The organism is Paenibacillus sp. HW567, from assembly GCF_000374185.1.
Lineage (GTDB): Bacteria > Bacillota > Bacilli > Paenibacillales > Paenibacillaceae > Paenibacillus_AQ.
The window spans coordinates 6,249,590-6,275,042 of record NZ_KB910518.1; the positions used below are offsets into that span (position 1 = coordinate 6,249,590).

The window sequence follows — 25,453 nt, forward strand, 5'->3', positions numbered from 1 at the left end:
GAATCATAAAAACACTCTTTAAGACTAATTTCACACAGTACTGGAGGGACAGTCATTTTGAAAAAGTTTACTTTTATTAACTTTATAGGAATAATATTTGCTGTTTCAATCTTTGTTCATACCGAGATTAAAGTAAACTATTACAGAATATTAGACATGTTTAAATATTCTGAAAATGAGGTTACTGTGATTTCCAACTTAATAATCTCTGCATTTTATATTGTCGCTTTTATATTAGTAGGGGTAATCATTAAAAGAGAATTTATAAATTCAAAACTAAAATATCTATCTAGTTTATTATGGTTTCCATATTACCTTATTTTGATTAATATCTTTTCGCTAATGTTCCCGTTAAATAACCCAGCCTTAAAGCCGTTACCAGTTGTTGGATTGATTATTTTATTTCTGAACCTTGTATATCCCGCAGTAATTTTTATTTTTGCTCTTATGTTTGATTTGATAAAGTTATTTAAAAAGTCATAACTATTCTAAAGTCAACCTATCATGCGTCTGAACGGGCCGAGGGTAAATCTCCCGGCTCTAAGCCCCATGCCCAGCAACAGCGGACCACGATCGCTAAATAAAGAAAATAAAGTTGTAGACTTAAATTGTTGATACTACAAAGTTCTGAAGCTGTGGAATCGCCAGCCTATGAAGAAAAAGTTTAGACTTAAGGCCTTGGAGAAGATGTACGGAATGCAAACCGCGCTGGAGCTGCATTTGACCGCCAGAACGCATTCTAAGTACCTGAGCATGAGCTGCAGTTGCGTAATTCGACGGCCGTCTTCGTCGCGTCGCTACCGCAACCGGCGAAACCGGCGAAACCCGGAAGCACTAGGAGTATGAGCTGCCGCTGTTCGATCTGGCGTACCAGTCTAAAACTTTGTTTTCTTCTAACATCAGGGGTTCGTAGACAGTGTGTAAAATGCGCTCCGGGAGTTCCTTTTTGCAGGGAAGTGTGGTAGAACAATAGGAGGAGTATATATCGCAGTGGCACAGAAAGGGATGCTTGATTGAATGTATGTAGTATGTAAGGAACACGTGGAGCTGGCCATCGACAAATTTGTGGACGAGTACGAGGATGCACCGGATATTGTGGATCTGAAGGAGACGGAGTTCTCGGACTGGGACCCGCCGGCGAAATGTGCGGAATGCGATAAGAATGCAGAGGTCCTGGTCGTTTAGGGCCGCAGTACTTCACCATAACTTGGATCAACTATTTTAAAAGATGACCGCAGGCGTGGTGCGCATACACCCATGAACGAGGTCACTTTTGATCAGGCTTACCCTGCGGCTGTGAAATGAGCTGCAGGGTATTTTTGCTTGATACGGATTGTTCGCTTGAGCAAGCCTATGCATCCGCCAAATTCCCGCCGATGCTGCTGCGGCGGTAGGCAAAAGCTGAAGCAACGGCGATCAGTGCGGCAAATGAAAGTCCCCAATAAATGTTGGAGTATGCCGCAGCCAGGGACAAGCGGCTTTGCCATTGTAAGGCGCTAGCCGCCAGGGCTACACCGAAGGCTCCGCTGAAGAACTGCATGAGCTGAAACAATCCCATCCCGGAGCCTATCTGGGAGGCAGGGAGAATACGGGAGATTTCATTGGATACACCACTGGACAGTGTTGTGAAGGCAAGACTCATAATCATATATATGAGCATTACAGCCACCCATGAATGTCCGGCGAATATAGCAAACAGCACGGTAGCGGTAAGTACAAGCAGCGGCACATAACGCAAAATCCCTCCGTTGCCATAGCGGTCAATGATCCGCCCAACCGAACGCTAGACGACAATCGCGAGCAGCGAACCGGGGAAAATCACAAGCCCGGCATGGCTTGCGCTGAAGCCGAAGCGGTGGGTTAGGATTTGCGGCAGCAGGAATAGCGTTGCAAAGCTGCATAAGTAAGAGGCGATCCCAACCAGAGACAGCACCAGATACGAACGGTTTTGAAAAAGCGAAGGCAGGACAAACGGATCGCGGGTGGTGCGAATCCGGCTCACGAACAATAGAATAGCGGCAAGCCCTGCGACAAGTGCAATCCAAAGCCCGCTTGTCAGGAACAGCAGGAGACCGGTGGTACCAACTCCAAGGAATACGCCGCCAAGCGCATCAAACGAACCCCGGCTCGGAACTTCCTGTGGCAGCAAAATCAGAAACAGCGGTACGAGCAGTAGAATGAAGGCGGTGACGGCAAATAACCAGTTCCAGCCGAGATATTCGGTGATTGCTCCGCCCGCAACAGGACCGAGGCCAAGGCCAAGCGAAACTGCGGACATAATGGTAGCCATCGCTTTTCCGCGGCGCTTCACCGGTACATACCGGGTGAACAGCACCAACGACAGTGACATGACCGCGCCTGCGCCGGAGGCCTGCACAATACGTACAATCAGCAGAAAGATAAAGTTGGTGCTGAAGAAGCCGGCAATTGCGGCAATACCAAGCGTCAGCATACCAAGCGCCAGCAGCCTGCGGATCGGCAGGAAGTCGGAGAGCCTGCTATAAGTAATTGAAGCGATAGAGAACATAATGGAGTACCCGGTTACGATCCAGGAGGCGGCGGCAGGGGAAATGCCGAATGTCTCGGTCACATCGGGCAGAGCCAGGTTGAACATGGCGGTGTTCATAATGACGAGAACAACTGCAATACTGAATAGAAGGGTCAGCAACCCTTCCTTTGGAAGAGTGGACTCCACGGAAGAGCCTTCATTTTCCGCAGCAGCAGAAATTTGATTTGTTGAGTCCATGTGAGGGCCACTCCTTTTATTTGTTTTATAATTCGATTATATTCGAACATTTGAAATATAGCATGCGTTGATATAAAATGCAATTAGGAACATGAAAAATTCGGCAGCCATTTGTACCGCAAAGGGGATTTTGTTCATGAAGATACTGTTTCATCCGGATCGCAAGGATATCCAGCTTGCCTCTGTACTGTATGCGCTCAGCGATCCGATTCGCTTATCTGTTGTTTCGGACATTCATAAAAATGGCGAACAGGCCTGCAACAGCTTCATTGTGCCAATTGCCAAGTCGACGATGTCCCACCATCTCCGGACACTTCGCGAGGCAGGAGTTGTTCATACGCGCGCCCACGGTACACAGCGTATTCTGTCGCTGCGCACTGAGGATTTGAATGCCCGTTTTCCCGGGGTGCTTGATTCCGTATTGAGTGCCTATGAGGCTGGGGAGCAGCCTGAAGCACTCGAAGAATGAAGGATATCCGCTCAGGGATCTGACGAAGGGCTTTTGAAGATAGAAATATAAAATCAGGTTTATTGCGGAGAGCGTTTTCTTTTTATGGCGGAGATGCAGGAACAAGGAGTTTAAAAGGGGATAAGGAGTAAAAGAAGGGGGCGCTCCAAAGCCATGTCGGTGGCTGCTGGGACGCCCCATATTATCGCTGAACGGGTATCTGGAAGCGATGCAGATATCGCTGCTATGGGAGTGGACGCTCCTGTAGCGGGCAGCGGGATCATTAATAATTGATAATATAGAATCAATCCTTAATCTAACCATTTAGCGCGGGTTGACCTTTACCTGTGAGCCTTTCCCACTGGTCTGAATGCCCGTTTCCTTGGTTCCGGCTTCCTTCAGGTCAGCCAAGAGACGCTCCAGCACTGCCTTGGCTGCTGCTGACTCCTTCGCACCGGAAGCCTTAACTACAAGCTGCACCGACTTGCCGGAGCGCAGATGCTTGTCCGCTTGGCGCAGCTTCGTATCGTAATCATGCTCCTCGATGTGGGCGGTGAAGCGCAGCTCCTTGACCTTTTCTTGTCTGCCGTTACCGCCAGCCTGCGGGCCCTTGCCTGATTTGCGTGCAGCCGCTGATTCTTTCTGTGCCGCTGCTTTGGCTTTGCCTTTGGCCATCAGGCTGCAGGGCGGCGGGCTGCTCATCAGTGAGGTGCAGACCAGATCGGCTCCTTTGGAGCGGGCCATAGCCAGCGCCTCCTGCCTGGAGACAACACCGATTGCCTCACCATTCAGTCCGGTAAGCACGACCTCGGATGCTCTAATTTGTTCATTAATTAAGACTGCCACTGTAACCCAACCTCCTGCTGTATCAGGTGAACATAAGAATGACAACGCCATCCTTAAGTTCAGCTTGTATAAATCATCATATGGTTATCATATACGGAAGCTGCCGGGGGTTCAAATTCAGTTTCGGGTTGAGCGCAGAGGTTCGGTCATTGGTGTTATAATTCGGAGTATAACTGTTTGCCAGGATTATATGGGCTGGAATTCGGGCAGATTGTAGAAGTTGATGGAAGTTTATTACATAAGCATATTACTGGAGGATTTATGTTCATACAAATTATTGGCGTAGGCAAATTGAAGGAAAAGTATTTGACCCTCGGCATCGCTGAATATGCCAAGCGACTGACGCCATACCTTAAATTGCAGATTATTGAGGTGGCGGATGAGAAAGCACCGGACAACCTCAGCGAAGCCGAGGTTGTTCAGGTGAAGGCGCGCGAGGGGGAACGTATCCTCGCGCACATCAAGAGCGAGGCGCATGTGATTGCGCTCGCGATCGACGGCAAGCTCTGGAGCTCGGAAGAGCTTGCCGCCGAAATCGACCGGCTCGGCACCTACGGGACGAGCCATGTCGTCTTCGTCATCGGAGGGAGCCACGGGCTCTCCGATGACGTGATGCGCCGCGCCCAGCAGCGCATGAGCTTCGGCCGCATGACGCTGCCCCATCAGCTTATGCGGCTGGTGCTGGTGGAGCAGATTTATCGCGCGGTGAAGATAAATCGGGGGGAACCGTATCATAAGTAGGGGCAAGTTTTTTGAAGAAAAACTCGCAGGAGCCTGTATTTGCAGCATGACGACGATAGGAGCAGGGTAGGTCACTCTCTGGTCGGAATGGTGCGTAAACGGGCTTCTGCGGGTTTATTTGTACTATAGAATGATGAAGGGGACAGTTCAAAAAAATGCTGTTACCCCCTTGAAGTATCTCTTGCGCTGCGCGTCAATGTTGGCGACTTCCTTGTCGATTGTTTCTTTTGTTACTCCTACCTTCTTTATTGAAAACGATACTTAACGTAATCTTTCTGCTCCGAACTAGCATTAAAAGTAGCATAGACGGAACGTCCTAAATAAAGAGGGATTTCTAACTTGTTCATATCAGGCATAGTCCATCCATCAATTTCTATGAATTTATCTTCATCTTTGTAAATAGTCTTGATTTCTCCTGCTACAAACTCATGGCTTCCATAGTTTCTTGAATCTATTACCTTGCACTCATAAGCAAAATAAGCTTCCTTTAGTATTGGAACGTTAAGGTTTATACCATTATCATACTCAATGTTATACTCAGAGAATTTATCTCTCTCTCTCCCACTTCTAGTCCCCACAATCTGAATTAGTTCAGCATAGTTTGCCGGAACAAAATTGATACCAAAATTACCACTCTTCATAATCAAATCGTATGAATATGCTTCTTTTCGTAACGAAACACCATAGATTAAAGGAGCATAACCTATCGTTGTATGAAAGCCAGCAGCCATTATATTATGCTTATCTTCATGCTTAGATGTCACAAGGACAACCATACCAGGGTAAGCATGTCCTGAAACGTAATCAATCGGTTTTCTCATTTGTAAGCCTCCTATTTTTCCTATTCGGTAGATGTATTATCTGATAACATAGTGAATTATAAAATGGTACATATTTAGCTTCAATCATCAATGCTGGGATTTTTTCGCTTAAACAACAAACAAAGAAAATAGTTGGCTATCTCTACAGGAGAGAAAGGAGAAAACAGGAATGACACACAAAATAGATCCACGTATTTCACGAACAAGAAAATTATTAATGGATGCTTTTATCAAACTAATCTTAAAAAAGAATTTCAAAGACATTACTATAAAAGATATTACGGATGCTGCAACTGTTAATCGTGCGACTCTGTATTCTCATTTTCATGATAAGTATGATTTATTGGATGTTGTCATCAACGAAACTGTAATAGATAACACAATTAAAAACTTAGATTATTTCAATAAATTAAATCAAGAAACTTATGTGAAAATATTTCTTTCATTAACTAATCTTCATACAGAAACGATTGAAAATTCAAACTCAAGCGCCCAATGTAAAGGTAGTTATGAATCATTCAGTACAATATTTGAACAAAAAATAAAAATAGAACTGGAAAACTTATTTTATTCTCTACTAGTAAAACAACCATCTAATTTCGATTCCGAAGCTTTAAAGGTAGGTGCAGTCATATTAAGTTCTGGCATTTACGCAGCCTCAGTAGATTGGATAAATAATGGGTCTTCTTCGGCAGAACAATATATAGAAAAAGCCTTACCGTTTATAGTGACCTGATATTCGGCGATAGGAGCTGGAGAGATGCTGCTACGGTTAGAATGATACGTAAACGGACTTCTGCGGGTTTATTTTTAATATATAATAATGATGTACCTCGAAGGGGACTTTTGCCGATTCACAGCAAAAGCCCCTTCCGCCATTTCGGCAGAAGGGGCCAGTTCAAAAAAATGCTGTTGTACCTGTGGGTTAAACTCCAGTTCAATGCTTCGCATGTCCTTCGGAACACCGAAGTGAATCTGCCTAATGACGCTCTGGAAGAGGGCCTTCTGTGTTTCCGGCGGAGAAGAATGCAGCAGTGAGTAGAATTGGCCTAGCAACTGTTGCACCTGCTTTACTGGAATCGGGTCGGAGTGATAAGGTCGCCGAATAAGGTATGGTCTTATCACTTTTTATGCGACTTCATAATTGCTTTGTAATCAAAAACTTGCCCCTTCAGCTATCGCGGTGAACCGTACCATAAGTAACGGCAAGTTTTTTGTGAAATTCCTTGCGGGGCATGGAATTGTGTGTAGGTTTCGGGTATTGGTAATGCTGGAAAGGTACATAGAGCTATCGTTTTTTGAGTGGGACATCCTCGTCACATCCACCGAAGGAAGAGGGCATCGTGAGTCGTTGGAGATCTCCCTGAGCCGGGAAGGAAAAGTGTCAGCAGTGTCGATGCTGGCAGAGTTAGCGCTTCTGACGGTACTTTCACTTTGGAGGAGAAAGGGAGATACCCCTAGATCACGATGGTGAAGGGCATGTTGTACTTGTGCTTGGACAAAGAAAGAGCCCCGTCCACCTTATCGGTGAAGGGGGCTGCGACGACAAGACACTGTCGTAGCGTCTCGTCGAATTCCAGTTCAATGCCTCGGAGCTTTTGGCCTTGCTGAACGGCTATCTGCTTTACTATGGTCTGAATGAGGGTCTTTTGTGTTTCGACAGAAGAGGTTTGAAGAAGCCTGTTGAAGTCGCTGAGCGCTTTGCGTACGATCTGAAGCGGGATGGGTTCGGCCTGGTTTTCGTCAAGCTGGCGTTCCGCTTCGGACTTTCGGTTTGCGAGCACGTCGTTGTAGATTTAAGCTGACTGGCAGTTATGCGTAAATTCCAGTAAATGTAAAATTATAAATAAAGTAAGGAACGAGGAGGCAGACATTTCATGGGAGGAACGAATGTATGGGATGCGGAGTGGGAGGTTAACGAAGAGCAGGCGCGGACGCTGATCGGCAGACAATTCCCTCAGCTATCATCGAAGCAAGTGAAGCGATTGGGCTGGGGCTGGGACAATACGGTTTTTCTCATCGGTGACGAGTACGTGTTCCGGTTTCCAAGAAGAACGATTGCAGTTGGCTCGATTCGTATGGAAGGGAAGCTGCTGCCCAAGCTGGAGGCATATATGACCATCCCCTATCCGAAACCGTTGTTTTATGGCGAAGCAAGTGACGAATACCCGGCACCATTTCTTGGCTATGCCTACGTGCCAGGAGATTTCCCCATCGGTTTGACGGAAGAACGCCGGGCTTTATCGGCAGAGACGCTGGCGAAATTTTTACGGAGATTGCATGAGTTTCCGGTGCAGGCGGCGCTGAAGTGCGGAGTTCAGCAAGATCATCGAAGCTTGACCGACATAGCATCACGCAAAGTGAAATTGGAGGGCTTTCTATCGAAGGTGGTTGAACACTTGTCGCCGGAGGAGTCCAGTGTGATTGAAGCGTATATTAGCAGGCTGCAAACGGACCGTGTCGAGGCGGTGAATGCACTGCTACATGGCGATCTTCATTTCAAAAATATGCTTGTGAATGAGAACGGGATCGTTTCCGGCATCATTGATTGGGGCGATCTGAGCGTAGGCCATCTGGCTTGCGATTTGAGCGTTGCTTACAGCTTTTTACCACCTTATGCTCGCGGCGTGTTTTTCGAAACTTACGGAGGAGCGGACGAGGAAACGAAGCTGCTGGCGCGGCTGATCGCGGTATACATCCCCGTACTAATCTTGATGCAAGCGGTCGATGACGGAGATGAAGCAATTGTGGCAGAGGCGAAATCCAACATCATGCGAGCACTGTCGGATTAGGCTCATTATTTCGTAACAGCTATGGGGCTATGGCTATTGGCACCATTCTGTCGTTTAAAGGCCGCGATAAGGTGCAATTCGCCTTCTCTGATGCCGCTTTATGTTGAGGAACACGAAATTCAACAGAGTAAGTCGTTGCACTAACGGGAGATGTTAGTTCAGTTGTCATACTCAGGGCCATCCCGCAAAGGAGGGCCTTAAAACTTGCCGTTACAGCCAGCGCGGGGAACCATACCACAAGTAACTACAACTTTTATATAATTTATGGATCATAAGGAGGAAAAAATGACTGAATTATTAGCTCCAGCAGGAAATATGGAAGCTTTAAAAGCTGCAATTTCGAATGGTTGTGATGCAATATACTTAGGAATGCAAAAATTTGGTGCACGTGCATACTCATCTAATTTTGATTTTGAATCGTTAAAAGAGGCGGTTACGTATGCGCACCTGAGGAACGTTAAAATCTATGTTACAATGAATACCATCGTTTTTGAAAACGAAGTTGAAGAGATGAAAGTGCAGATACACGAATTAAATGAAATCGGTGTGGATGGCATTATCGTCCAGGACCTGACTGCTTTCGATTATATCGTTAAAAACTTTCTTGATATGGAAGCACATTGTTCAACTCAAATGGGAATAGACGATGTAGACGGAACTTTATTATTTAAAGAACTGGGTGCTAAAAGAGTGGTTCTGTCCCGTGAGGTTGAGATTAAAAAAGTAAAAGAGATCAAAAGAATAGCAGACATCCCTTTAGAAATTTTCGTTCACGGCGCTTTATGTGTATCTTATTCGGGAAATTGTCTAATGTCAGGATTAAGCGGCTATCGATGCGCAAATCGTGGAAGATGTGTGGGTTCATGCCGTAAGGAGTATGAACTAATGGATAAGACAACAGATACATCTTTAGGGAAAAGCTATATTCTATCTACTAAGGACTTAAACACAATTGATTATATTGATGATTTAAAAGAAATTGATTCTTTAAAAATAGAAGGCCGAATGAAAGATCCTACGTATGTGACTAATGTTGTATCCAAATATCGCATGGCCTTGAATCATAAAATAACCGAAGAAGATAAAGAAAATCTGAAAAAAACCTTCAATCGAACCTTTACTAAAGGATATTTGTTTCGCGAGGATAGGAGAAATATTACAAACATCTTAAGACCGAATAACTTTGGTTATGAGATTGGAACAATCAGCAAGATTGTTAAAGATACGTATGAAATAACACTTACACGTCCTCTAAATCAAAACGATAACATCCGTATAAGTCACAACAATGAAGATGTTAATTTAACGGTTGTAAAACTGTACGATAAAGATGGGGAATTAATCAACAAAGCAGATGATGTCTGCTATATCAAAATCAAAGAAAAGATGTCCAAGGGAGATGTAGTATATAAAACGAAGGATTATTTCTATGACAAAGAATTAGAATCATCACTGGAGAAAGAATTTAAGCGGTTTAACCTAGATATTAGAGTATATGCATGTCCAGATTCAAAGCTTTTCATAAATGCGGAGGGTTTAGGCTTTAATTATTCATATGAAAGCGAGGAAATACTAGGCGAAGCCATTAATAATCCAACAACAAAAGACCAGGTAATAAAGCAATTCTCAAGATTAAATGATACTATATTCGAACTTAACCATGTCGATTATGAGGAATGCAATGCATTTATTCCAGCTAAACTGTTAAATGCAGCAAGAAGAGATATTGTACTGGGCTTATATGACTTAAAGCTTAACAGCCAGAAGAAAAGAACCAAGGCTTTGAAAGCAAAGGAAAAAATAAGCTTTGCCTCTGAAAAACCATACCTTACGGCCTCTGTAACGACTAAGGAACAGTATGATGCTTGCGTGAGCTGTGGAATTAAGGAAATCTATTTTGATAATGTTGTTAGAAGAAATCAGAATGATTATAAGGAAAAAGAAGGGCAGCTACTAATCGGAGGATATGGCGGAATTTATCACTATAGAGACACTAATCCGTTTGTTACGGACTATTCTCTAAATGTTGTTAATGCTACTAGTTGCTATGAATTATTTAAATTAGGTGCAAAACGGGTCACTTTATCTTATGAATTGAATAAGAGCAAAATTGAAAATTTAATGAATGCCTATTACGAAGAAAATGACGGCTACCCCGCATTGGAAGTGATTGTATATGGTAAGGCTCCTTTGATGTTTACAAAATATTGTCCGATGAAAAAAATGAATCAATGCAGAATTTGCAAAACGAAGAGCTATGAGTTAAAAGATGAGCGCGGAACGTTCCCTATCATTTCCCATGATGATTGTACAACGACACTCCTTAATGGGAAGACGCTTAATCTTTTAGATGAGCTACCAAACATCAAAGGAATTGAGGCATTCCGGTTAAACTTCACAGTTGAATCTAAGGAGCAGGTTGTGAAAGTCATTAATATGGCCTCAGGCAAATTAAATGGCTCAATGAATCATGCTGTCTTTAATCAGGAAACCGACACAAGAGGACATTTTAATAAAGAGATTTTGTAGGTAGCCAATCCATAATAGTCACCACTATCTTTTTTAAGAAAGGCAACAATATGATAAAAGTTGATAACTTATCCTTCTCGTTTCCGCAAAAAGATCTGTATAAGGACATTTCGTTCAAGCTTGAAGAGGGGCAACATTGCGCTTTTATCGGAACAAGCGGCAGCGGGAAAAGTACACTGATTGATATCCTGATAGATCCAGAAAGGTACTTGTTCGAGGGCAAGTTAGAGATAGACCCGACTTGCAAAATTGGGTATGTCAGTCAGTTCTCGCAAGTAGACAAGCCTAAAGAAACAACCGTTTTTGAATATATCGGGGAAGCTTTTATCAAGATACAAGATGAAATCACATCCATTTATGCTGAAATGGAAACCACATCGGACATGGACTCGCTGCTGGAAAAGGTTCAATTGGCTTTGGACGCATTCGATTCAATAGGCGGCAATGATTTTGAAAGCAGCATGAATAAGAAACTAAATCTGGCCAACCTCATGAAGCTTAAAGATCTTAAAGTATCCGATCTGAGCGGCGGGGAATTCAAACTTATTCAAGTGATAAAGGAAATGCTTAACAGTCCGGACTTGATGATTATGGACGAACCGGATGTGTTTTTAGACTTTGAAAACCTAAATGCGCTTAAAAAATTGATTAATGCCCACAAGGGAATGCTGCTGGTCGTTACGCATAACCGGTATTTGCTCAATCATTGTTTCAACAAAATCATACACCTTGAAAACAAGGAGATCCAAGAGTTTGACGGGCGATATATCGAGTATAAATTCTCCTTGATTCAGACCAAAATTGAGCTGCAAGAACTCGCAATTGCTGAAGAAGAAGAAATCGAGCGAAACGACAACATCATTGATAATCTTAGAGCGATCGCGACTTATAATTCAGAAGCATCCAGAGGCAAAGCGTTAAAAGCCAGAGTCAAGTTTCAAGAAAGATTGGAAGCGCGTAGAATCAAGGTGCCGTTTGTCGATATTAAGCAGCCGGATATTACTTTTGGTATGGATCATGAAATGGAAGACACCACTGTTGTAAGAGTCCATGATTATAGCATTGCCTTCAATGAGCTGCTTTTAGAAAATGTTAACTTTGAGATTAAGTCTACGGATAAAGTAGCCATTATCGGTCCAAACGGTACCGGGAAAACGACTTTGCTCCGAGAAATTTTTAAAAACAATCATGAGTCGATCGAAATAAATGCTGATGCTAAAGTGGCTTATTTATCTCAGCTTCATGGCGAAACGCTAAGAGAATCCAATACCATAATGGATGAATTCATCAATGCCGGGTTTAACACGTATGACGAGATCAGATCGTATCTTTCAGACTATGATTTTGAAGGAGAAATCCTTGATCAAAAGATTGAATCCTTGTCCGGCGGAGAAAAAAACATGCTTCAGTTGGCCAAAGTGTCTGCCAGCAATGCAAACATACTGCTTCTTGACGAACCGACAAGCCATTTGGATATCTATACACAGATCGCACTGGAGAAAGCCATCGAAGACTATAAAGGTGCGATTTTGATGATTTCTCATGATTTCTATTCGGTCGTAAACGGCATGCATTATGTGTTAATCATTGACGATAAGAAGATTAGAAAAATGAGCATGCGAAAATTTAGACAGATGATTTATGCGAGTCACTTTAATAGAGACTATTTGGAAACGGAACAAAAGAAAAAGTCGGTTGAAATGAAAATAGAGTTGGCTTTAAAAGATAAGAATTTTGAACTTGCAAAAGGATTGGTCGATGAGCTGGGAGAGATCATTAAGCTGCTTTAAATGAGCTAGAAGTGCTGCGGCACGGCGCAGAAGGAGGATAATAGGGCTGAAATAAGGAGGCGCCTACTCGACTAGGCTAGAAATGATTGGAGAAGAGTAGGATTCAGGTATACTCTTTTATGATACGGTTCACCGTAATGTAACTGGCAGCGATGAGGTCAGGGGTTCGAGCCCCCTATTCTCCAACAACGCCTCAAACAATAACGGCAGAGATGCCGTTTTTTATTTATCTCTATTGAATCTCAAAAATTTATTTTTTTATCAAACTAACCGGAATTCTTGTATTTGAAAATTGACATATCTATATAATTAGATATAATCAAAGCTATGGAAACCATAATGATCTTTAAAGCTTTGTCTAATGATACCCGTGTGAGAATTTTGGAATGGCTAAGAAATCCAGATGAAAATTTTGGACCCCAATTGTATTTACCAACGGATGCTGATTTTAAAGGAGGGATTTGTGTAGGAAGCATTCAGGAAAAAACGGGATTGGCACAATCCGTGATTTCTAGCTATTTGATGGTCATGAAGAAAGCTGAACTTTTAGAATCAAGGCGATTTGGACAATGGACCTATTATCGGAGGAATGAAGAAACCATTCGTAAATTTGCCGATTATATCAAGAATAAAATGTAGGTAGCCACAGTTATAGGGTTACCTGCTCATTTTTAATTGAATATCTATAAATATAGATATTTAGAAATATATAAAACGTTATCTTACAAGGAGAAAAGAAACGTGAAAAGAATCAGTCCACTATTTTTTATTGCACTAGGTGTATTTGGCATTATAAATACGGAACTTGGTATAGTCGGAATTTTACCAATGGTCATGGAGAAATATAACGTTACCGCGGGACTAGCTGGAATGCTTGTTAGTTCGTTTGCACTTATTATTGCCCTTTTTGGTCCATGGATAACGCTATTGCTGTCAAGATTGAACCGTAAAACTGCATTGACCGGCATTCTGATTATTTTTGCTACCTCCAATTTAATGTCAGCTTTTTCTCCAAGTTTTTATATGCTTATGGCTCTCCGAATAATTCCAGCGTTCTTTCATCCGATTTATTTCTCCATTGCCTTTGTTCTAGCCACTGAATTATCAGTAAAGGAGGAAGCCGCGAAAGCGAGTGCAAAGGTATTTCTTGGAGTAAGCATGGGCATGGTACTTGGAATTCCACTTACCTCCTACATTGCCAATCAATTTTCACTTGGTATCTCATTTTTATTTTCTGCCCTTGTGAATGTCATTGCGTGTGTTGGAATAGGAGTAATGGTTCCAGCTATGCCGGGAAAGAAGAATACCTCTTTTGGAAGACAGCTTGCGATATTACGAAAACCCTCTTTATGGTTAAATAGCGGTGCTGCTTGCTTCATATTTGCTGCTATGTTTTCTGTATATAGTTATTTTGCAGAATATTTAGGACAGAGGGCTGACATGAGCGGGAAACTTATTAGTGTGATGCTCGTGATTTTTGGAATTAGCGGTGTGGCAGGAAATTGGTATGCTGGAAAGCTATTAAACCATCGTATGTTGAAAACAGTACTGCTTTATCCTATCGCTTTAGGAATATGCTATTTACTTCTTTATTTTGTGGAAACACCCCTTATTCTCATAAGTGGGATTATTATTGTGTGGGGAGCTGTTCATACGAGTGGACTTATTGTAAGTCAAATTTGGCTGACATCGGAAGCTCGAGATGCCCCGGAATTTGCCAACAGTTTATATGTATCTTTTTCAAACTTAGGCGTCACGATGGGTGCGGCTATAGGAGGCTGGTTTATTTCACGATTAGGAGTAGGAGAAGTCGTTTGGAGCGGTTTACTTTTTGTTGTATTGTCCCTTTTGTGTATCGTCGTAAAGATAATGTATTTTGGCTTAAATGCTAAGATCAATGTGCAATCTATGGTTAAGGAAGAAGATTGATGGAACACGTTTCTTTAGTCACACATAAAGAGGAGGGCATAATACACCAACATCCATTTAGTTCACTTGGAATTGAGCCTCTTAACGAAAGGAGTATACAGACAATTACCTGTTCGCTCCTTTGGTGAGTTGAATTTTCACACACAATTTTGTGCAGTAATGTTCCATTCTTTTAGGTTAATCACACGCTCCACTTACCATTGTTGAAAACTTGCCGTTACAGACAGCGCGGTGAACTGTATCATAAATAGTAGTAATGCAGAGAGTAGAGGTTCGTTTTAGCTCAAAGGATTTCTTCAATAATGAATAAATCAATGTGTAAGTAAGGTAAATGCCGATCCTGGCGACTGTAATTGAATTTCACTAATCACACATGCTAGCATGATTGATTCTTGCAAGCGACTTTGTCTATTGTCGCCTAAGTCAACAATCCTGAGCCAACCAAGATCTGTAAGAAGAGCACTGACCTGACTTTTGGAAGGAATATTGTTTCCGGATATAAACATAATGGGTGTGCCTTCTTTGAAAGTTGGCCGGCTCATGATTTTGTCGCTGACAGTATTGAGTGTTTTTACAACATGACATTCCGGCAACAACTTTTGGACTATTTCTCCTGCTGATGTATCGACAAGCAGTAACCGTGGTCCGTTGTCAAAATGTACGGCATTATTGACGTCAATGACCGTCTTATTTTTCAAATAGACAGGGTCGATGGTTTCAACCACATCTTTTAAACAAGACCAAGGGAGTGCGATAATAATAATTTCGCCAAACCGTGCGGCATCATTAAATGAACTAATGCCCGCTGATTCACCTGCTTCTTGCTTCCAAGAAGAGTGTTTTGGATCATGGGGATCTCGACTACTGATTAATACCCGATGACCAGTCATAGCTAACCCTTTACCTAAAGTCTTGCCTACATTCCCCGCGCCAAGGATACCTATATTCATTCTCATCCTCTCCTCTCTAGGGTAATTATAAGAATTTTAAGTTTGGGAAACAATTAGGCACTTTTTGGTATCCAAGCGTTTGATTGCGTTATTATGTATAATATAAAATAACGAGGTGATAGAATGCCTGTCCAGCTTAATGACTGCCCGGTAGAAATTGTATTATCTATGTTAAGCGGCAGATGGAAAATCCCTATATATCGGTTCTTGCATAAAAATAACAAGCCAATACGTTATAGCGAATTGCTGCGGCATCTCCCGTCTATTTCAAAAAAAATACTAACAGAGCAGCTTCGCGAGCTTGAACATGACGGAATTATTGAAAGAAAATCATATCCGGAGCCACGACCAAGAGTAGAATATATGTTGAGTTCGTCAGGACGATCAATGATTGTATTTCTTGATATGATAAGCGAGTGGGGGGAAAGGTACATCCTTCCGGAAAAGAGGGGGATGCAGCAAAATTCAGATGTTATACCATAACTTCGCGGAGAACCGTATTTTAAATAGTGGTAAAGGCGGTTTCCAATGAAATCTATAGGGTGTATATCTTAAAAGCGCAGGTTGCTTCAATGCGTACTTGATTTAGAGGCTAAAATCGCGATACGGAGGCTTTCTGATACTGATATCAAAGACATTGAGAATGCCATCCGAGAATTCAATCTAGAACCATTTATTGTAAGATAAGAGGCGGAACAACCAATTCCTGAGTTCTTAACGGTTCGTGATGTGAGTCTGATAACCGGACTTGCACCACAGGTTGTTCGTTGCCGGTGAGAATACGACATGGAACGTTTACCCAACTCAATTCTTGACTCACCCTAACTGTCAGAAGTTTCTGAAAGAGAAAGACAAGGGGTTCGAACATTCTAAGCAAGTTGCTAACCTTGCGCTGGAACTCTTGGAACTTGAACCACCAGATGAAGCAAATAACGCTGTTAAGTAGGGGGAGATTGAGTTTAGATGTCAGAGCCAATCGTCTATATGCCGGACACGAATATGTTTCGCGATTTTGTTAACAGCAATGCCAATCAAGCAGATTTAAAACGTTAACAAATAACCCAATCAGCTTTCAATGCTTTAATTCCCACGTCAAAAAAGGATTTGCACTTCGAAATAATTACAATACAAATCGTTAAGCACATTCATATGTTAATCTTCAAGCTTACTAATCTCCCGTTCATACTCCAACATAAACTCAGATACAGGAATGTGTAAAGCTTTTGTCAATGCAAGAATAGTCAGAAACGTAGCAGACTTCTCTCCATTTTCTAATTCGGAAATGAAAGACCTGTCCACTCGACTATAAAGGGATAGCTGATCTTGTGTATATTTATTATCTTTCCGAATACGATTAAGAACCTTTCCAAAAGCAATCAACTCTGTACGTTTTTCCAAAAAAACAACCCCTACCCTGTACATTTAGCTAAATGGTAGAGGTTTACTATTGGAATTTCTGTAGGCTATTGCCTACGAAAGTGAAATTGTGTTAGTATTACAGGTAAAAAATTTACGCAAAGGAGGCTCTACCCGTGCGCCCATCCTTCCTGAAATCAATCAACCCGGATGTTATTGTGGAGATGCTAGAGATGGCTTGCCGCCTGGAGAAGTGGGACAAGGTGATCGAGACGGCAGAGATTTTGCATGAATGCGTGCAGTGCTTGTACCAAGAGCAGCAGTATCGGAAGGCTAAGTCCTTGCCGCTGCTGACATTCGAGCTTGAGCATCCAATGGTCTATTACTACGGGTTCAGTCATCTGATGCGGGGAATGGCTTGCCAGGAGAAGGGGCTGTATGCAGAATCGCGGGCGTACATTGATAAGTATGCCGAGCTGGGATGGCTGGAGGATCTGGGTGAGGATGGGCTTGAGGTTGTAGAGGAGTTCCGATTCCTGGCTGAGGCGAACGGGTATGCGCTGGAGCTGCTGTCTGGCCGTGTGGAGGTATTGGCTGCCTATACCGACTTTTTGAGGGAGAATGCCGAAGAAGTGCTGCCTGGGCTCGATACAATTCTGCGGACCGCGCTGCGGCATGGACTGAACGTGGATGAGCTGCTGGAGACGTTTGCGGAGCAGATGGCTGACAGTTGTTTTACAAGAAGTCTGGCGCTCTTCGAATTGCTGCGGGATTGGGCGGCGGCAGAGCAGGTGCTGGAGGTTCAGGGGATAATTAAGGAACGGTGATCCAAAGCGGTTCGCCGTTCCATTTATGATAATGATGTGCTCACTGGTGTGTAAACATGCTTCTAAGAGCTTATTTGTGCCTTGGTAGCACAGTGATAGGCAGATGGATTTTAATGTTAATCTGTGAAATGTACATGTGTGGATCCACGCCTTGAAATTTGTGAGAATAAAATAGTCATGTCTATGGGAGACAAATCAAAATCCCGCTGAATCCAAAATTGTATAGTCCCGACATAGGCTGAAGCCAAGTAGGCAAATAAGTATTCCTGTTTCACAGGAATGTGGAGAGAAGAGTCATGCTGCTGCTTAGCTTTGAATGCTTGAACAAATTGCCGGTTTATCAATTCAGTCATTTGGAGTGAAAGGGTAGAATCCCCACGCGGTCCCATAAAAACCTTAAAGAAACGTTTTTGTTCTAGGACATATTCAAATGGACGGATATAACCGGAAGGCGGATTGCTAAAGGGCTCTTGGCCTCCGGGAGTATGGCTAAGTTTCTTTATGAGTCCATGAAACTGCTCCAGTAGCTCATTTTTGAATTGTTCATAAAAATCATGGATGTCCTCATAATGCAAATAAAAAGTACCTCTATTTAATCCGGCTTTCTCTGTCAGTTCTCTTACGGTGATGCTCTCAAGGGGCTTTTCTGATGCCAAATCGAGTAGGACTTCTCTTAAAAGGGTCCGGGTTCTCAGAATACGCCGATCAACTTTGTCATTCATAGTATCTTCTCCCTGAAAAAAAGTGCTCGTTACTGATCATTCGGTAACCTCTGGTTGATTAATGAACACAATTCATAATGGTGACCATCGAATTTTTGGGTGCTTACATTATAATCAACGAGAATTAGTTAATCAACACGACGTTCACTAAAGAGGAGAAAAGGTATGAATAAAAAATACGAGGTCCCTGATGCTTCATTGGAGGAACGGAAGCAGTTCTCTGCGAAGAGATCATTTATTTTGGCGATTATGGCAATTATCCCTGGAATGATGATGGTAATGGTGGACAGCACTGCTATGAATGTGGCTATCCCCAGTTTATCCAAAGATTTTGGAGTTTCTTTTGACACTTTGCAGTGGGTAATTACAGGATATATGCTAGCTATGTCTGTAACAATTCCGCTTGCGGGATGGTTCTCAGACAGATTCGGTGCAGCCAAAGCTTATATCATAACCGTCATATTATTTGTGTTCGGCTCATTATTATGTGCGATGGCTCAAAATGCCGATCAATTAATAGGTTTTAGAGTTGTTCAGGGTTTAGGTGGTGGAATGGTCCAGCCCATAGGTATGGCAATGGTTTTTCGTCTCGCGCCTGCAGACAAAAAAGGACAAGTCATGGGGATGCTCGGCATTCCTATGCTGTTGGCACCAGCCTCTGGCCCCATCTTATCGGGCTGGTTACTAGAATCTATTAGCTGGCACTGGATCTTTCTAATTAACCTACCCTTGGGAGTCATTACGGTATTTTTAGGATTGCGTTATTTGCATAAATCTAGTTTGCTGAAATCTCCATCCAATTCCTTGGATAAAAAGTCATTGGATCTACTTGGCTTCATTTTGGCTCCGGTTGCTTTTGTCCTAATTGCATTAAGTATTAACGTAAGCACGGATTCTTGGATTGCATGGTCAATGGTGATTACCGGTGTTATGTTACTGATTTGGTTATGGGTCCATGAGACTCGGCATCCGTATCCCATTTTGGAATTGAAAGCTTTTCGGACAGCCGGTTTTAGAAGAGGGATGTTTGTGAGCTGGATACAATACATGGCGCTTAATGGGTCAATCGTGTTTATTCCACAGTATTTACAGAATTTCAAGGACTATAGCCCGTTTCAGGCAGGACTGGTAATGAGCATGCTGGCAATTACTTCTGGACTTTTAATGCCTGTTGGGGGCAAGCTTTTTGATCGTATCGGTATTCGTCCTCTAGCGGGTGCTGGTCTTGGAATTATTGCTATAGCTTTGATGCTCCTTTCACAAATGAACACGAATGCAGATGGAGTGCTAATTGCGGGGTTAGTAGGACTACTTGGAATTGGAATGGGACTGTGTATGATGTCACTTAATACTTATATTCTACAGTCGGCACCCAAAGAGTCGATTAGTCGGGCTACACCATTGATTTCGGCAAGTTCCGATCTAATTATTCCTCTTTCGATTGCTGGACTAAGTAATTTTTTGACCATGCGAGTCGCCGCGAGGGAGGCGGTATCAGGCACTGGTACATTTGCAGCAGAGATGGCTGCATACTCAGACACATTCATGCTCGCAGCATGCATTGCTTTATTCGGAGCGCTATTCAGCCTATTGCTCAAGACAACACGGCATAAATAATCACTGTTTAAGGAACACAGAGAGAGTTTTTGTTCCCAACGATGTGTCGAGACTATAGATACGTGAAAAAAGTTTATATAAATACTACCATCGAACTTATAATAAGATTGAGAAAATCAATAGATTGAGTGTGAAAACAGGGAGGAAGATTGGTCGAAAAGGCCTTACATTACAATAAACACTTGATGGCTCTGCTTAAAGCAGTGTTCGAAGGTCTTGATTCGATCAATTCAATCCCATTTCGCTTACAGGTATCTGCTATCCAATCTCCATACGAAGTACTTATTTCAGCTCTATAATCCGGGTTATCGAAAGATAATGTGTATTCGGGATCAATAAAATCACCTTCAATAATGAATTACAGGAAAATTCTCCTTTGCTGTAACTGTTTTTACGGATAGGTGAACATCATCTACTTCCAAGACATTCACACCATAAAATCGAGCAATTTCATAAGCACTATTTGATTTACCTATTCCCGATGCTCCACCAATAAATAAAACTGTCCAGTTTCTATTATTATGCATTTTGCCAACCTTCCAACCTCATTTATATTTTCATCCGAATAATGTTAAACAGCAAAAGAGCCGTCCAGGTTAGCCCTGTGGCGGCTCTTTGATATAATAATTCCCTTGTGGTTACTTGATGGAGGATACCCACAGTATTCAACAATGACACAGACTAAAGAAGTTTCAAAATGCTCGACTGACGGACCCTCATACTCGCAAACTAGTCTATAAAATGTTCAACTTGAGAACCCTTGAATCTCCATGGCCATCCGAACAGTGAGTTGGCCATCCTTCCAGTTAGAATATACAGAACCGAAATCTGTTGTGTCAGTCTTTTTGAGCCTACCAAACTGGCTTTTAAAGATGTAGAACTTTTGACTATCCAGTAATGAGTTTTTATAGTATTTTACTTTTTTATTGATTAATCTCTTTTTAAGGATTAATATGGTAATAATATTCCACAATATGGAGGATGGAGTATTAATTATTAAATCTATAATTTGGAGGCGAATTTAATTGAAGAAGGTATTTTTGAAGCTTGTCACCATTCTTACTATGCTGTCTTTAGTTGCACTGCCTTTAGGAAAAGTTGCCACTGCCGCTGAGAACCTCAATGATTTAGCCTCAACGATTCCATCAACGGGGGTTATTGAAGAGAGTGGGGTTTTTGAGGCTGACGGAGTAAAAATTACCTACGATGTGGACATAAAAGGCGATGTCATTTCCTATAATCTTTTTAATAATGGCGTTGAACAGACAATAACTTATAATCAATCCAAAAAAGAGTTATATGTGGATGGAAAATTAACTGATATCTCATCATTGCTTGGATCTACAGATAACTTGGTACAGTCTACTCCAAGTTTTACAACTCAGGCAGCAACAGATATCCCACCCGATGTGGGTAGAACTGCAATTGGACCAAATGGAGAAACAGGGCAATTAACTAAGTATACAGAATCAAATTCAAGCTATACAAAAATTACAATGTCTGCAGTTGCGGCTGCATTATCTACTCTTGTGAAGGCACCATACAGTGCTGTATTGGCTGCATTAAGTGTTATAATTGGGGCCTATCCAAGCGCTACAGTTTATTATCGAGAGCAGCTTTATTTCACTAGTAATCCATCGAATTATTGGTTTGAGATATTTAAAACATATTCAGATCCAGAATATAAACATCAGATCAGTAGAGATGTTTATTACGTAATGATTTGGTAATCTCAACAAATTTAATAGCCCCCGCGATTGCGAGGGCTATTTTCATGTTTCAAATTTACTTTTCTAAAATCATTTCCTTCTTTTTAAATATATTCTTAGAACATCTGTTGCAAGAGTTAAAAACATAAAAATCCAAACCCACTGAAGAATGTTATTATTTTGATTCTTGTTGGCGTTAATGAGAAGCCAAACTACTATTACTATTGTAATTCCAGCAAAAATTAACCTCAATGTACGTAATAAGCGCAGTAGAGTCACCCCCTATGGAACTAATTCCCTAAACACTCATTTTTTTCATTATATCATACTGCATAATATATATACCTGAATTTCGAAAGTAATCTTCTATAAAAAAACAAAAAGGGCTAAAACCACCAAATAATATGGGGATAGATGAAATTTCGTGTGGTTTAACATGGAAATTCAAAGCCCAAGTATCTTGGGGTAGGGGAAACTTTGCCTTTTACGCCGTATTGTTCATTTTCTGACTGGATGATATCCCTTTTTTGTTATCTCTAGTACGTAGTTGGCTCGTGCAATTCTTGTAACTATAGGCTTTCGAAATTCAGGATTAATGTTTTTCGCGAATGTAAAACTGTATATTCTACTATCAGGAGACGTTGATAGAAGCGGATACTTACACATGGGGTATCCGCTTTATTTTACCTATGTAGACTAAGGCCTTACATTACAATAAACACTTGATGGCTCTGCTTAAAGCAGTGTTCCAAGGTCTTGATTCGATCAATTCAATCCCATTTCGCTTACAGGTATCTGCTATCCAATCTCCATACGAAGTACTTATTTCAGCTCTATAATCCGGGTTATCGAAAGATAATGTGTATTCGGGATCAATAAAATCACCTTCAATAATGAATTACAGGAAAATTCTCCTTTGCTGTAACTGTTTTTACGGATAGGTGAACATCATCTACTTCCAAGACATTCACACCATAAAATCGGGCAATTTCATAAGCACTATTTGATTTACCTATTCCCGATGCTCCACCAATAAATAAAACTGTCCAGTTTCTATTATTATGCATTTTGCCAACCTTCCAACCTCACTTATATTTTCATCCGAATAATGTTATGTAGTTCGGCATTATTCTACTATTCCCTTTTTTCCTACATTGGGCTGCAGTAACCTGAGCATTTGGGAACCTTTATAGGCATTCACCCAAGCGCTCTCTCCGCGAATGCATATGATGATTATGCCTACTCATGAAAGGAGAGATCACATATGGGGTTTTTTCCAACGCCGGGACCCGGCCAAGGATTTCCAGGATTTCCGGGTGGACCTGGCGTGCCGCAAGGCGGATTTCCCGGAGCTCCGGGGTTTCCGGGAGCTGCACCGGGAGGTGTGCAAGCGCCGACGGCTCCTCCACCGCAATTCATACCGCAAATGACGGCCACCGCATTTGCCATCGACCCCGGCGCCATCAGACGCTGCCTGTTTCGCAACACATACATTTGGCTGAACAACGGTGAGCAATTCTGGTTTTTCCCGGTATTCGTCGGGCGTGATTCCATTGCAGGATTCAGATGGTTCGGGTTTTTCTGGTCGTACTTCGGCATTGATCTGAATCAGATTCGCTCGTTCACATGCTTCTAAGAGAGACAGCGAAAGAGAGCAGCCTGCAGGCTGTTCTCTTTGTTGTGCGACTCAATGGCCGGTCATTGACTTCACGATGAATTCACGCACCAAATCTAACGGTTTGACTGTATTATCCAAAGTACCAGTAAACACTGCTACCGTTTCAGGTGCCGAAATGGGCCATGTATTTTTGTTTTTCGTTTTCTATAAATCCCCTTCACTCCAGTTGTCTTCCTAAATGCACAGCCTCAAACCCTGCCCGTCGTTATATCCGTTGTTATATCCGTTGTTATAAGAAATAAAGTATCATCAAATTTATTTATTTTCCATGCAGATGAGGAGTAGAGTGCAACCAATCCCACGAATTTTCTACTATATAGATAAGAGTTGTTAAAAGGAGAATACAGATGGAAGACCAAGGAATTGTCTACCTATACGTAGAGCGTTCACAGCAGGCCATTGTAGAGACCAAAAATAAATACGGAGCATACTGCAGAGGGATTGCAAGAAACATAATTTCCGATATTTCAGATATTGAAGAGTGTGAGAATGATACGTATTTAGCAGCATGGAATGCAATTCCGCCTAATATACCTAGAAAGCTATCTGTATTTTTAGGGAGGATCACTCGTAATATAGCGCTTGATAAATATGGTTATAATACAGCCCAGAAACGTAATCGCCAGTTTGAAGTCATTTTAACTGAATTAGAGGGATGTATAGCTTCACCGGATACGGTAGAAACAGAGTATGAAGCAGGTGAAATAGCAAACGTAATCAATGAATTTCTATATGGCATAAAGAGTCAAGAGAGAAATGTATTTATTAGAAGGTACTGGTACTCAGACTCAATTGAAGAGCTTTCTATGAGATTTAATATGAGCAGCAGTAAAGTGAAGTCCACCTTATTTAGGACAAGAAAAAGACTTAAAGCTTATCTGGATAAAGCGGGGGTTAATCTATGAAAAAAGAAGAGTTATATAAGGAAATAGGATTAATTGATGAGAATCTGATTGAAGCGGCCGGGCATAGCGGTGCGGAGAAAATCAAAAAAAATATGTCTAAAAAATGGGTTGCTCTGGTTGCATGTCTTATCCTGTATAGTTCAACTGCGTCGGCGTTATTAGCGACAGAATATTATAAAAATCAAAATTCAGAGCCGTATATACGCTATTTAACAACTGAGGACATGGAGCTGGTGCCTCCTACTCAATTCGATGCGGAAAAATTTCTGCAGGCCTTAAAAAGTGATAACGATGAATATGTATATATTGCTATTAATAGGCTGGTGGAATGCTTTAATGATCAAAAGCTGAGCGAAAAAGCATTAAAAGAGCTTCGGCCATTTCTGGTAAATGATAATAAAAAAATCGCTGACGCGGCTGCTTTTGCCGTAGATATTCTGTCCAAAAGTTATCGGAGTCCTTATGTTTTTAAGCTAGCAGACAAAAGCATCGTCTTTACGTTATTTAACAATTACTCGGACTATGGAAGCCAGAATGTCCTGTGGAGGATAAAGGATGATGTGCTTGAATCGTATTTTAGTTTCTCTGCACCATCTATGTACATTAAAGAAATTATTCCTTCACCAGATCAGAAGCTCATCGCGGTCGTAACATGTTCTAACAAGAGCGAATTCGTTCAAATCATGAATGTTGAAGAGGGGAGATTAAGTCCAGAGCTAGTAGAATCAGCAAGAGTCAAGTATGGTTCACCAAAAGGATTAGACACATGGATTCGCATAGATCATGAGAATTATAGCTATGCTAATCATATCGTGTGGAAAAACAATGACACCCTGGAATTTGAGGGTTCCCTTGCCTACCAGGATACTGAGATTATAGAAAATGTTAATGTAAGGTATCAGTTTAGTAAAAAGCTAATAGAGGTGAAGGGACTTCAATCCGCATCGGGTGAAAAAAATAACAACGATTTTCCGTAAAAAGTCTTTTACAAAACTAACGTATGATGTAAGATATATTTTAACCTTCTTTAATGCGGTGAACCGCAAA

General features: G+C 41.8%; 27 protein-coding genes. 18 read left to right on the forward strand and 9 right to left on the reverse strand.

The annotated features are described in order from the left end of the window. Positions 1–57: 57 nt before the first annotated feature. Both B212_RS0127870 and B212_RS34125 read left to right on the forward strand, forming a co-directional pair. On the forward strand, positions 58–483 hold the full coding sequence (locus B212_RS0127870; RefSeq protein WP_019914590.1) for a hypothetical protein: 426 nt from the start codon (positions 58–60) through the stop codon (positions 481–483). Positions 484–1,017: 534 nt separating this feature from the next. Next, a complete protein-coding gene (locus tag B212_RS34125; protein WP_019914591.1) occupies positions 1,018–1,185 on the forward strand; it encodes a CxxH/CxxC protein in 168 nt (55 codons plus the stop codon). 166 nt (positions 1,186–1,351) lie between these two features. Here the strand turns inward: B212_RS34125 and B212_RS35580 are convergent, their stop codons facing one another. Together B212_RS35580 and B212_RS32595 are read right to left on the reverse strand one after the other, a co-directional pair. After that, positions 1,352–1,738: a hypothetical protein gene (locus B212_RS35580; RefSeq protein ID WP_019914593.1), complete on the reverse strand. Its 387-nt coding sequence runs from the start codon at positions 1,736–1,738 to the stop codon at positions 1,352–1,354. Between the two features lie 45 nt (positions 1,739–1,783). Continuing rightward, positions 1,784–2,746 carry an MFS transporter gene (locus B212_RS32595; RefSeq protein WP_019914595.1) on the reverse strand — a complete coding sequence of 321 codons (963 nt, stop codon included), beginning with the start codon at positions 2,744–2,746 and terminating at the stop codon, positions 1,784–1,786. Positions 2,747–2,882: 136 nt separating this feature from the next. Here B212_RS32595 and B212_RS0127885 point away from each other — a divergent pair, with 136 nt between their 5' ends. Next, complete coding sequence (locus tag B212_RS0127885; protein ID WP_019914596.1) at positions 2,883–3,215, forward strand: ArsR/SmtB family transcription factor; 333 nt, start codon at positions 2,883–2,885, stop codon at positions 3,213–3,215. A 303-nt stretch (positions 3,216–3,518) separates the two neighbouring features. Here the strand turns inward: B212_RS0127885 and infC are convergent, their stop codons facing one another. Then, positions 3,519–4,040: a translation initiation factor IF-3 gene (gene infC / locus B212_RS0127895; RefSeq protein WP_019914598.1), complete on the reverse strand. Its 522-nt coding sequence runs from the start codon at positions 4,038–4,040 to the stop codon at positions 3,519–3,521. A 261-nt stretch (positions 4,041–4,301) separates the two neighbouring features. Here infC and rlmH point away from each other — a divergent pair, with 261 nt between their 5' ends. Further along, positions 4,302–4,781, forward strand: coding sequence for a 23S rRNA (pseudouridine(1915)-N(3))-methyltransferase RlmH (rlmH, locus tag B212_RS0127900; RefSeq protein ID WP_028531074.1), 480 nt, complete (start codon positions 4,302–4,304; stop codon positions 4,779–4,781). 245 nt (positions 4,782–5,026) lie between these two features. Here rlmH and B212_RS0127905 read toward each other — a convergent pair whose 3' ends face one another. After that, on the reverse strand, positions 5,027–5,602 hold the full coding sequence (locus tag B212_RS0127905) for a flavin reductase family protein (protein ID WP_019914601.1): 576 nt from the start codon (positions 5,600–5,602) through the stop codon (positions 5,027–5,029). A gap of 169 nt (positions 5,603–5,771) precedes the next feature. Here B212_RS0127905 and B212_RS0127910 point away from each other — a divergent pair, with 169 nt between their 5' ends. The 7 genes from B212_RS0127910 (at position 5,772) to B212_RS0127945 (ending at position 14,642) form a co-directional block, all read left to right on the forward strand. Further along, positions 5,772–6,338 carry a TetR/AcrR family transcriptional regulator gene (locus B212_RS0127910; protein ID WP_019914603.1) on the forward strand — a complete coding sequence of 189 codons (567 nt, stop codon included), beginning with the start codon at positions 5,772–5,774 and terminating at the stop codon, positions 6,336–6,338. Between the two features lie 868 nt (positions 6,339–7,206). Next, positions 7,207–7,407: a hypothetical protein gene (locus tag B212_RS35120; RefSeq protein ID WP_198015897.1), complete on the forward strand. Its 201-nt coding sequence runs from the start codon at positions 7,207–7,209 to the stop codon at positions 7,405–7,407. Between the two features lie 72 nt (positions 7,408–7,479). Next, positions 7,480–8,394, forward strand: a complete 915-nt coding sequence (locus B212_RS0127925) for a phosphotransferase (protein WP_019914606.1) — start codon at positions 7,480–7,482, stop codon at positions 8,392–8,394. A 285-nt stretch (positions 8,395–8,679) separates the two neighbouring features. Next, positions 8,680–10,923, forward strand: a complete 2,244-nt coding sequence (locus B212_RS0127930; RefSeq protein WP_019914607.1) for a U32 family peptidase — start codon at positions 8,680–8,682, stop codon at positions 10,921–10,923. A 50-nt stretch (positions 10,924–10,973) separates the two neighbouring features. Next, positions 10,974–12,713, forward strand: a complete 1,740-nt coding sequence (locus tag B212_RS0127935) for an ABC-F family ATP-binding cassette domain-containing protein (RefSeq protein ID WP_019914608.1) — start codon at positions 10,974–10,976, stop codon at positions 12,711–12,713. Between the two features lie 327 nt (positions 12,714–13,040). Then, positions 13,041–13,352 carry an ArsR/SmtB family transcription factor gene (locus B212_RS0127940; protein WP_028531075.1) on the forward strand — a complete coding sequence of 104 codons (312 nt, stop codon included), beginning with the start codon at positions 13,041–13,043 and terminating at the stop codon, positions 13,350–13,352. 102 nt (positions 13,353–13,454) lie between these two features. After that, entirely contained in the window at positions 13,455–14,642 is a 1,188-nt protein-coding gene (locus tag B212_RS0127945; protein ID WP_019914611.1) for an MFS transporter, read from the forward strand. A gap of 311 nt (positions 14,643–14,953) precedes the next feature. Here B212_RS0127945 and B212_RS33485 read toward each other — a convergent pair whose 3' ends face one another. Next, the gene (locus B212_RS33485; protein WP_019914612.1) at positions 14,954–15,592 is read right to left on the reverse strand and encodes an NAD(P)-binding domain-containing protein; all 639 of its coding nucleotides are present in this window, start codon (positions 15,590–15,592) and stop codon (positions 14,954–14,956) included. Positions 15,593–15,760: 168 nt separating this feature from the next. Between B212_RS33485 and B212_RS35985 the strand changes: the two genes are divergently transcribed. Continuing rightward, on the forward strand, positions 15,761–16,075 hold the full coding sequence (locus B212_RS35985) for a winged helix-turn-helix transcriptional regulator (protein WP_442950124.1): 315 nt from the start codon (positions 15,761–15,763) through the stop codon (positions 16,073–16,075). 669 nt (positions 16,076–16,744) lie between these two features. On the opposite strand, the gene B212_RS0127960 is transcribed toward B212_RS35985, so the two are convergent. Continuing rightward, positions 16,745–16,990 (reverse strand): helix-turn-helix domain-containing protein, encoded by a 246-nt coding sequence (locus B212_RS0127960; protein ID WP_019914614.1) that lies wholly within the window; start codon positions 16,988–16,990, stop codon positions 16,745–16,747. A gap of 134 nt (positions 16,991–17,124) precedes the next feature. Here B212_RS0127960 and B212_RS0127965 point away from each other — a divergent pair, with 134 nt between their 5' ends. Next, positions 17,125–17,775 carry a hypothetical protein gene (locus B212_RS0127965; RefSeq protein WP_019914615.1) on the forward strand — a complete coding sequence of 217 codons (651 nt, stop codon included), beginning with the start codon at positions 17,125–17,127 and terminating at the stop codon, positions 17,773–17,775. Positions 17,776–17,891: 116 nt separating this feature from the next. Here the strand turns inward: B212_RS0127965 and B212_RS0127970 are convergent, their stop codons facing one another. Continuing rightward, positions 17,892–18,497 (reverse strand): TetR/AcrR family transcriptional regulator, encoded by a 606-nt coding sequence (locus B212_RS0127970; RefSeq protein ID WP_019914616.1) that lies wholly within the window; start codon positions 18,495–18,497, stop codon positions 17,892–17,894. 165 nt (positions 18,498–18,662) lie between these two features. Here B212_RS0127970 and B212_RS0127975 point away from each other — a divergent pair, with 165 nt between their 5' ends. After that, a complete protein-coding gene (locus tag B212_RS0127975; RefSeq protein ID WP_019914617.1) occupies positions 18,663–20,114 on the forward strand; it encodes an MDR family MFS transporter in 1,452 nt (483 codons plus the stop codon). A gap of 347 nt (positions 20,115–20,461) precedes the next feature. On the opposite strand, the gene B212_RS35125 is transcribed toward B212_RS0127975, so the two are convergent. After that, positions 20,462–20,641, reverse strand: coding sequence for a hypothetical protein (locus tag B212_RS35125; protein ID WP_198015898.1), 180 nt, complete (start codon positions 20,639–20,641; stop codon positions 20,462–20,464). A gap of 498 nt (positions 20,642–21,139) precedes the next feature. Here B212_RS35125 and B212_RS0127980 point away from each other — a divergent pair, with 498 nt between their 5' ends. Beyond that, complete coding sequence (locus B212_RS0127980; RefSeq protein WP_019914618.1) at positions 21,140–21,844, forward strand: hypothetical protein; 705 nt, start codon at positions 21,140–21,142, stop codon at positions 21,842–21,844. Between the two features lie 866 nt (positions 21,845–22,710). Here the strand turns inward: B212_RS0127980 and B212_RS35130 are convergent. Further along, entirely contained in the window at positions 22,711–22,890 is a 180-nt protein-coding gene (locus tag B212_RS35130; RefSeq protein WP_198015898.1) for a hypothetical protein, read from the reverse strand. A gap of 197 nt (positions 22,891–23,087) precedes the next feature. Between B212_RS35130 and B212_RS0127985 the strand changes: the two genes are divergently transcribed. The 3 genes from B212_RS0127985 to B212_RS0127995 all read left to right on the forward strand — a co-directional run bounded on the left by B212_RS0127985 (position 23,088) and on the right by B212_RS0127995 (position 25,383). Beyond that, a complete protein-coding gene (locus B212_RS0127985) occupies positions 23,088–23,459 on the forward strand; it encodes a hypothetical protein (RefSeq protein ID WP_019914619.1) in 372 nt (123 codons plus the stop codon). Positions 23,460–23,848: 389 nt separating this feature from the next. After that, positions 23,849–24,406 (forward strand): RNA polymerase sigma factor, encoded by a 558-nt coding sequence (locus B212_RS0127990; protein WP_019914620.1) that lies wholly within the window; start codon positions 23,849–23,851, stop codon positions 24,404–24,406. Next, the gene (locus B212_RS0127995) at positions 24,403–25,383 is read left to right on the forward strand and encodes a hypothetical protein (protein WP_019914622.1); all 981 of its coding nucleotides are present in this window, start codon (positions 24,403–24,405) and stop codon (positions 25,381–25,383) included. The genes B212_RS0127990 and B212_RS0127995 overlap by 4 nt, the downstream gene beginning before the upstream one ends. The last annotated feature ends 70 nt before the right edge of the window (positions 25,384–25,453 follow it).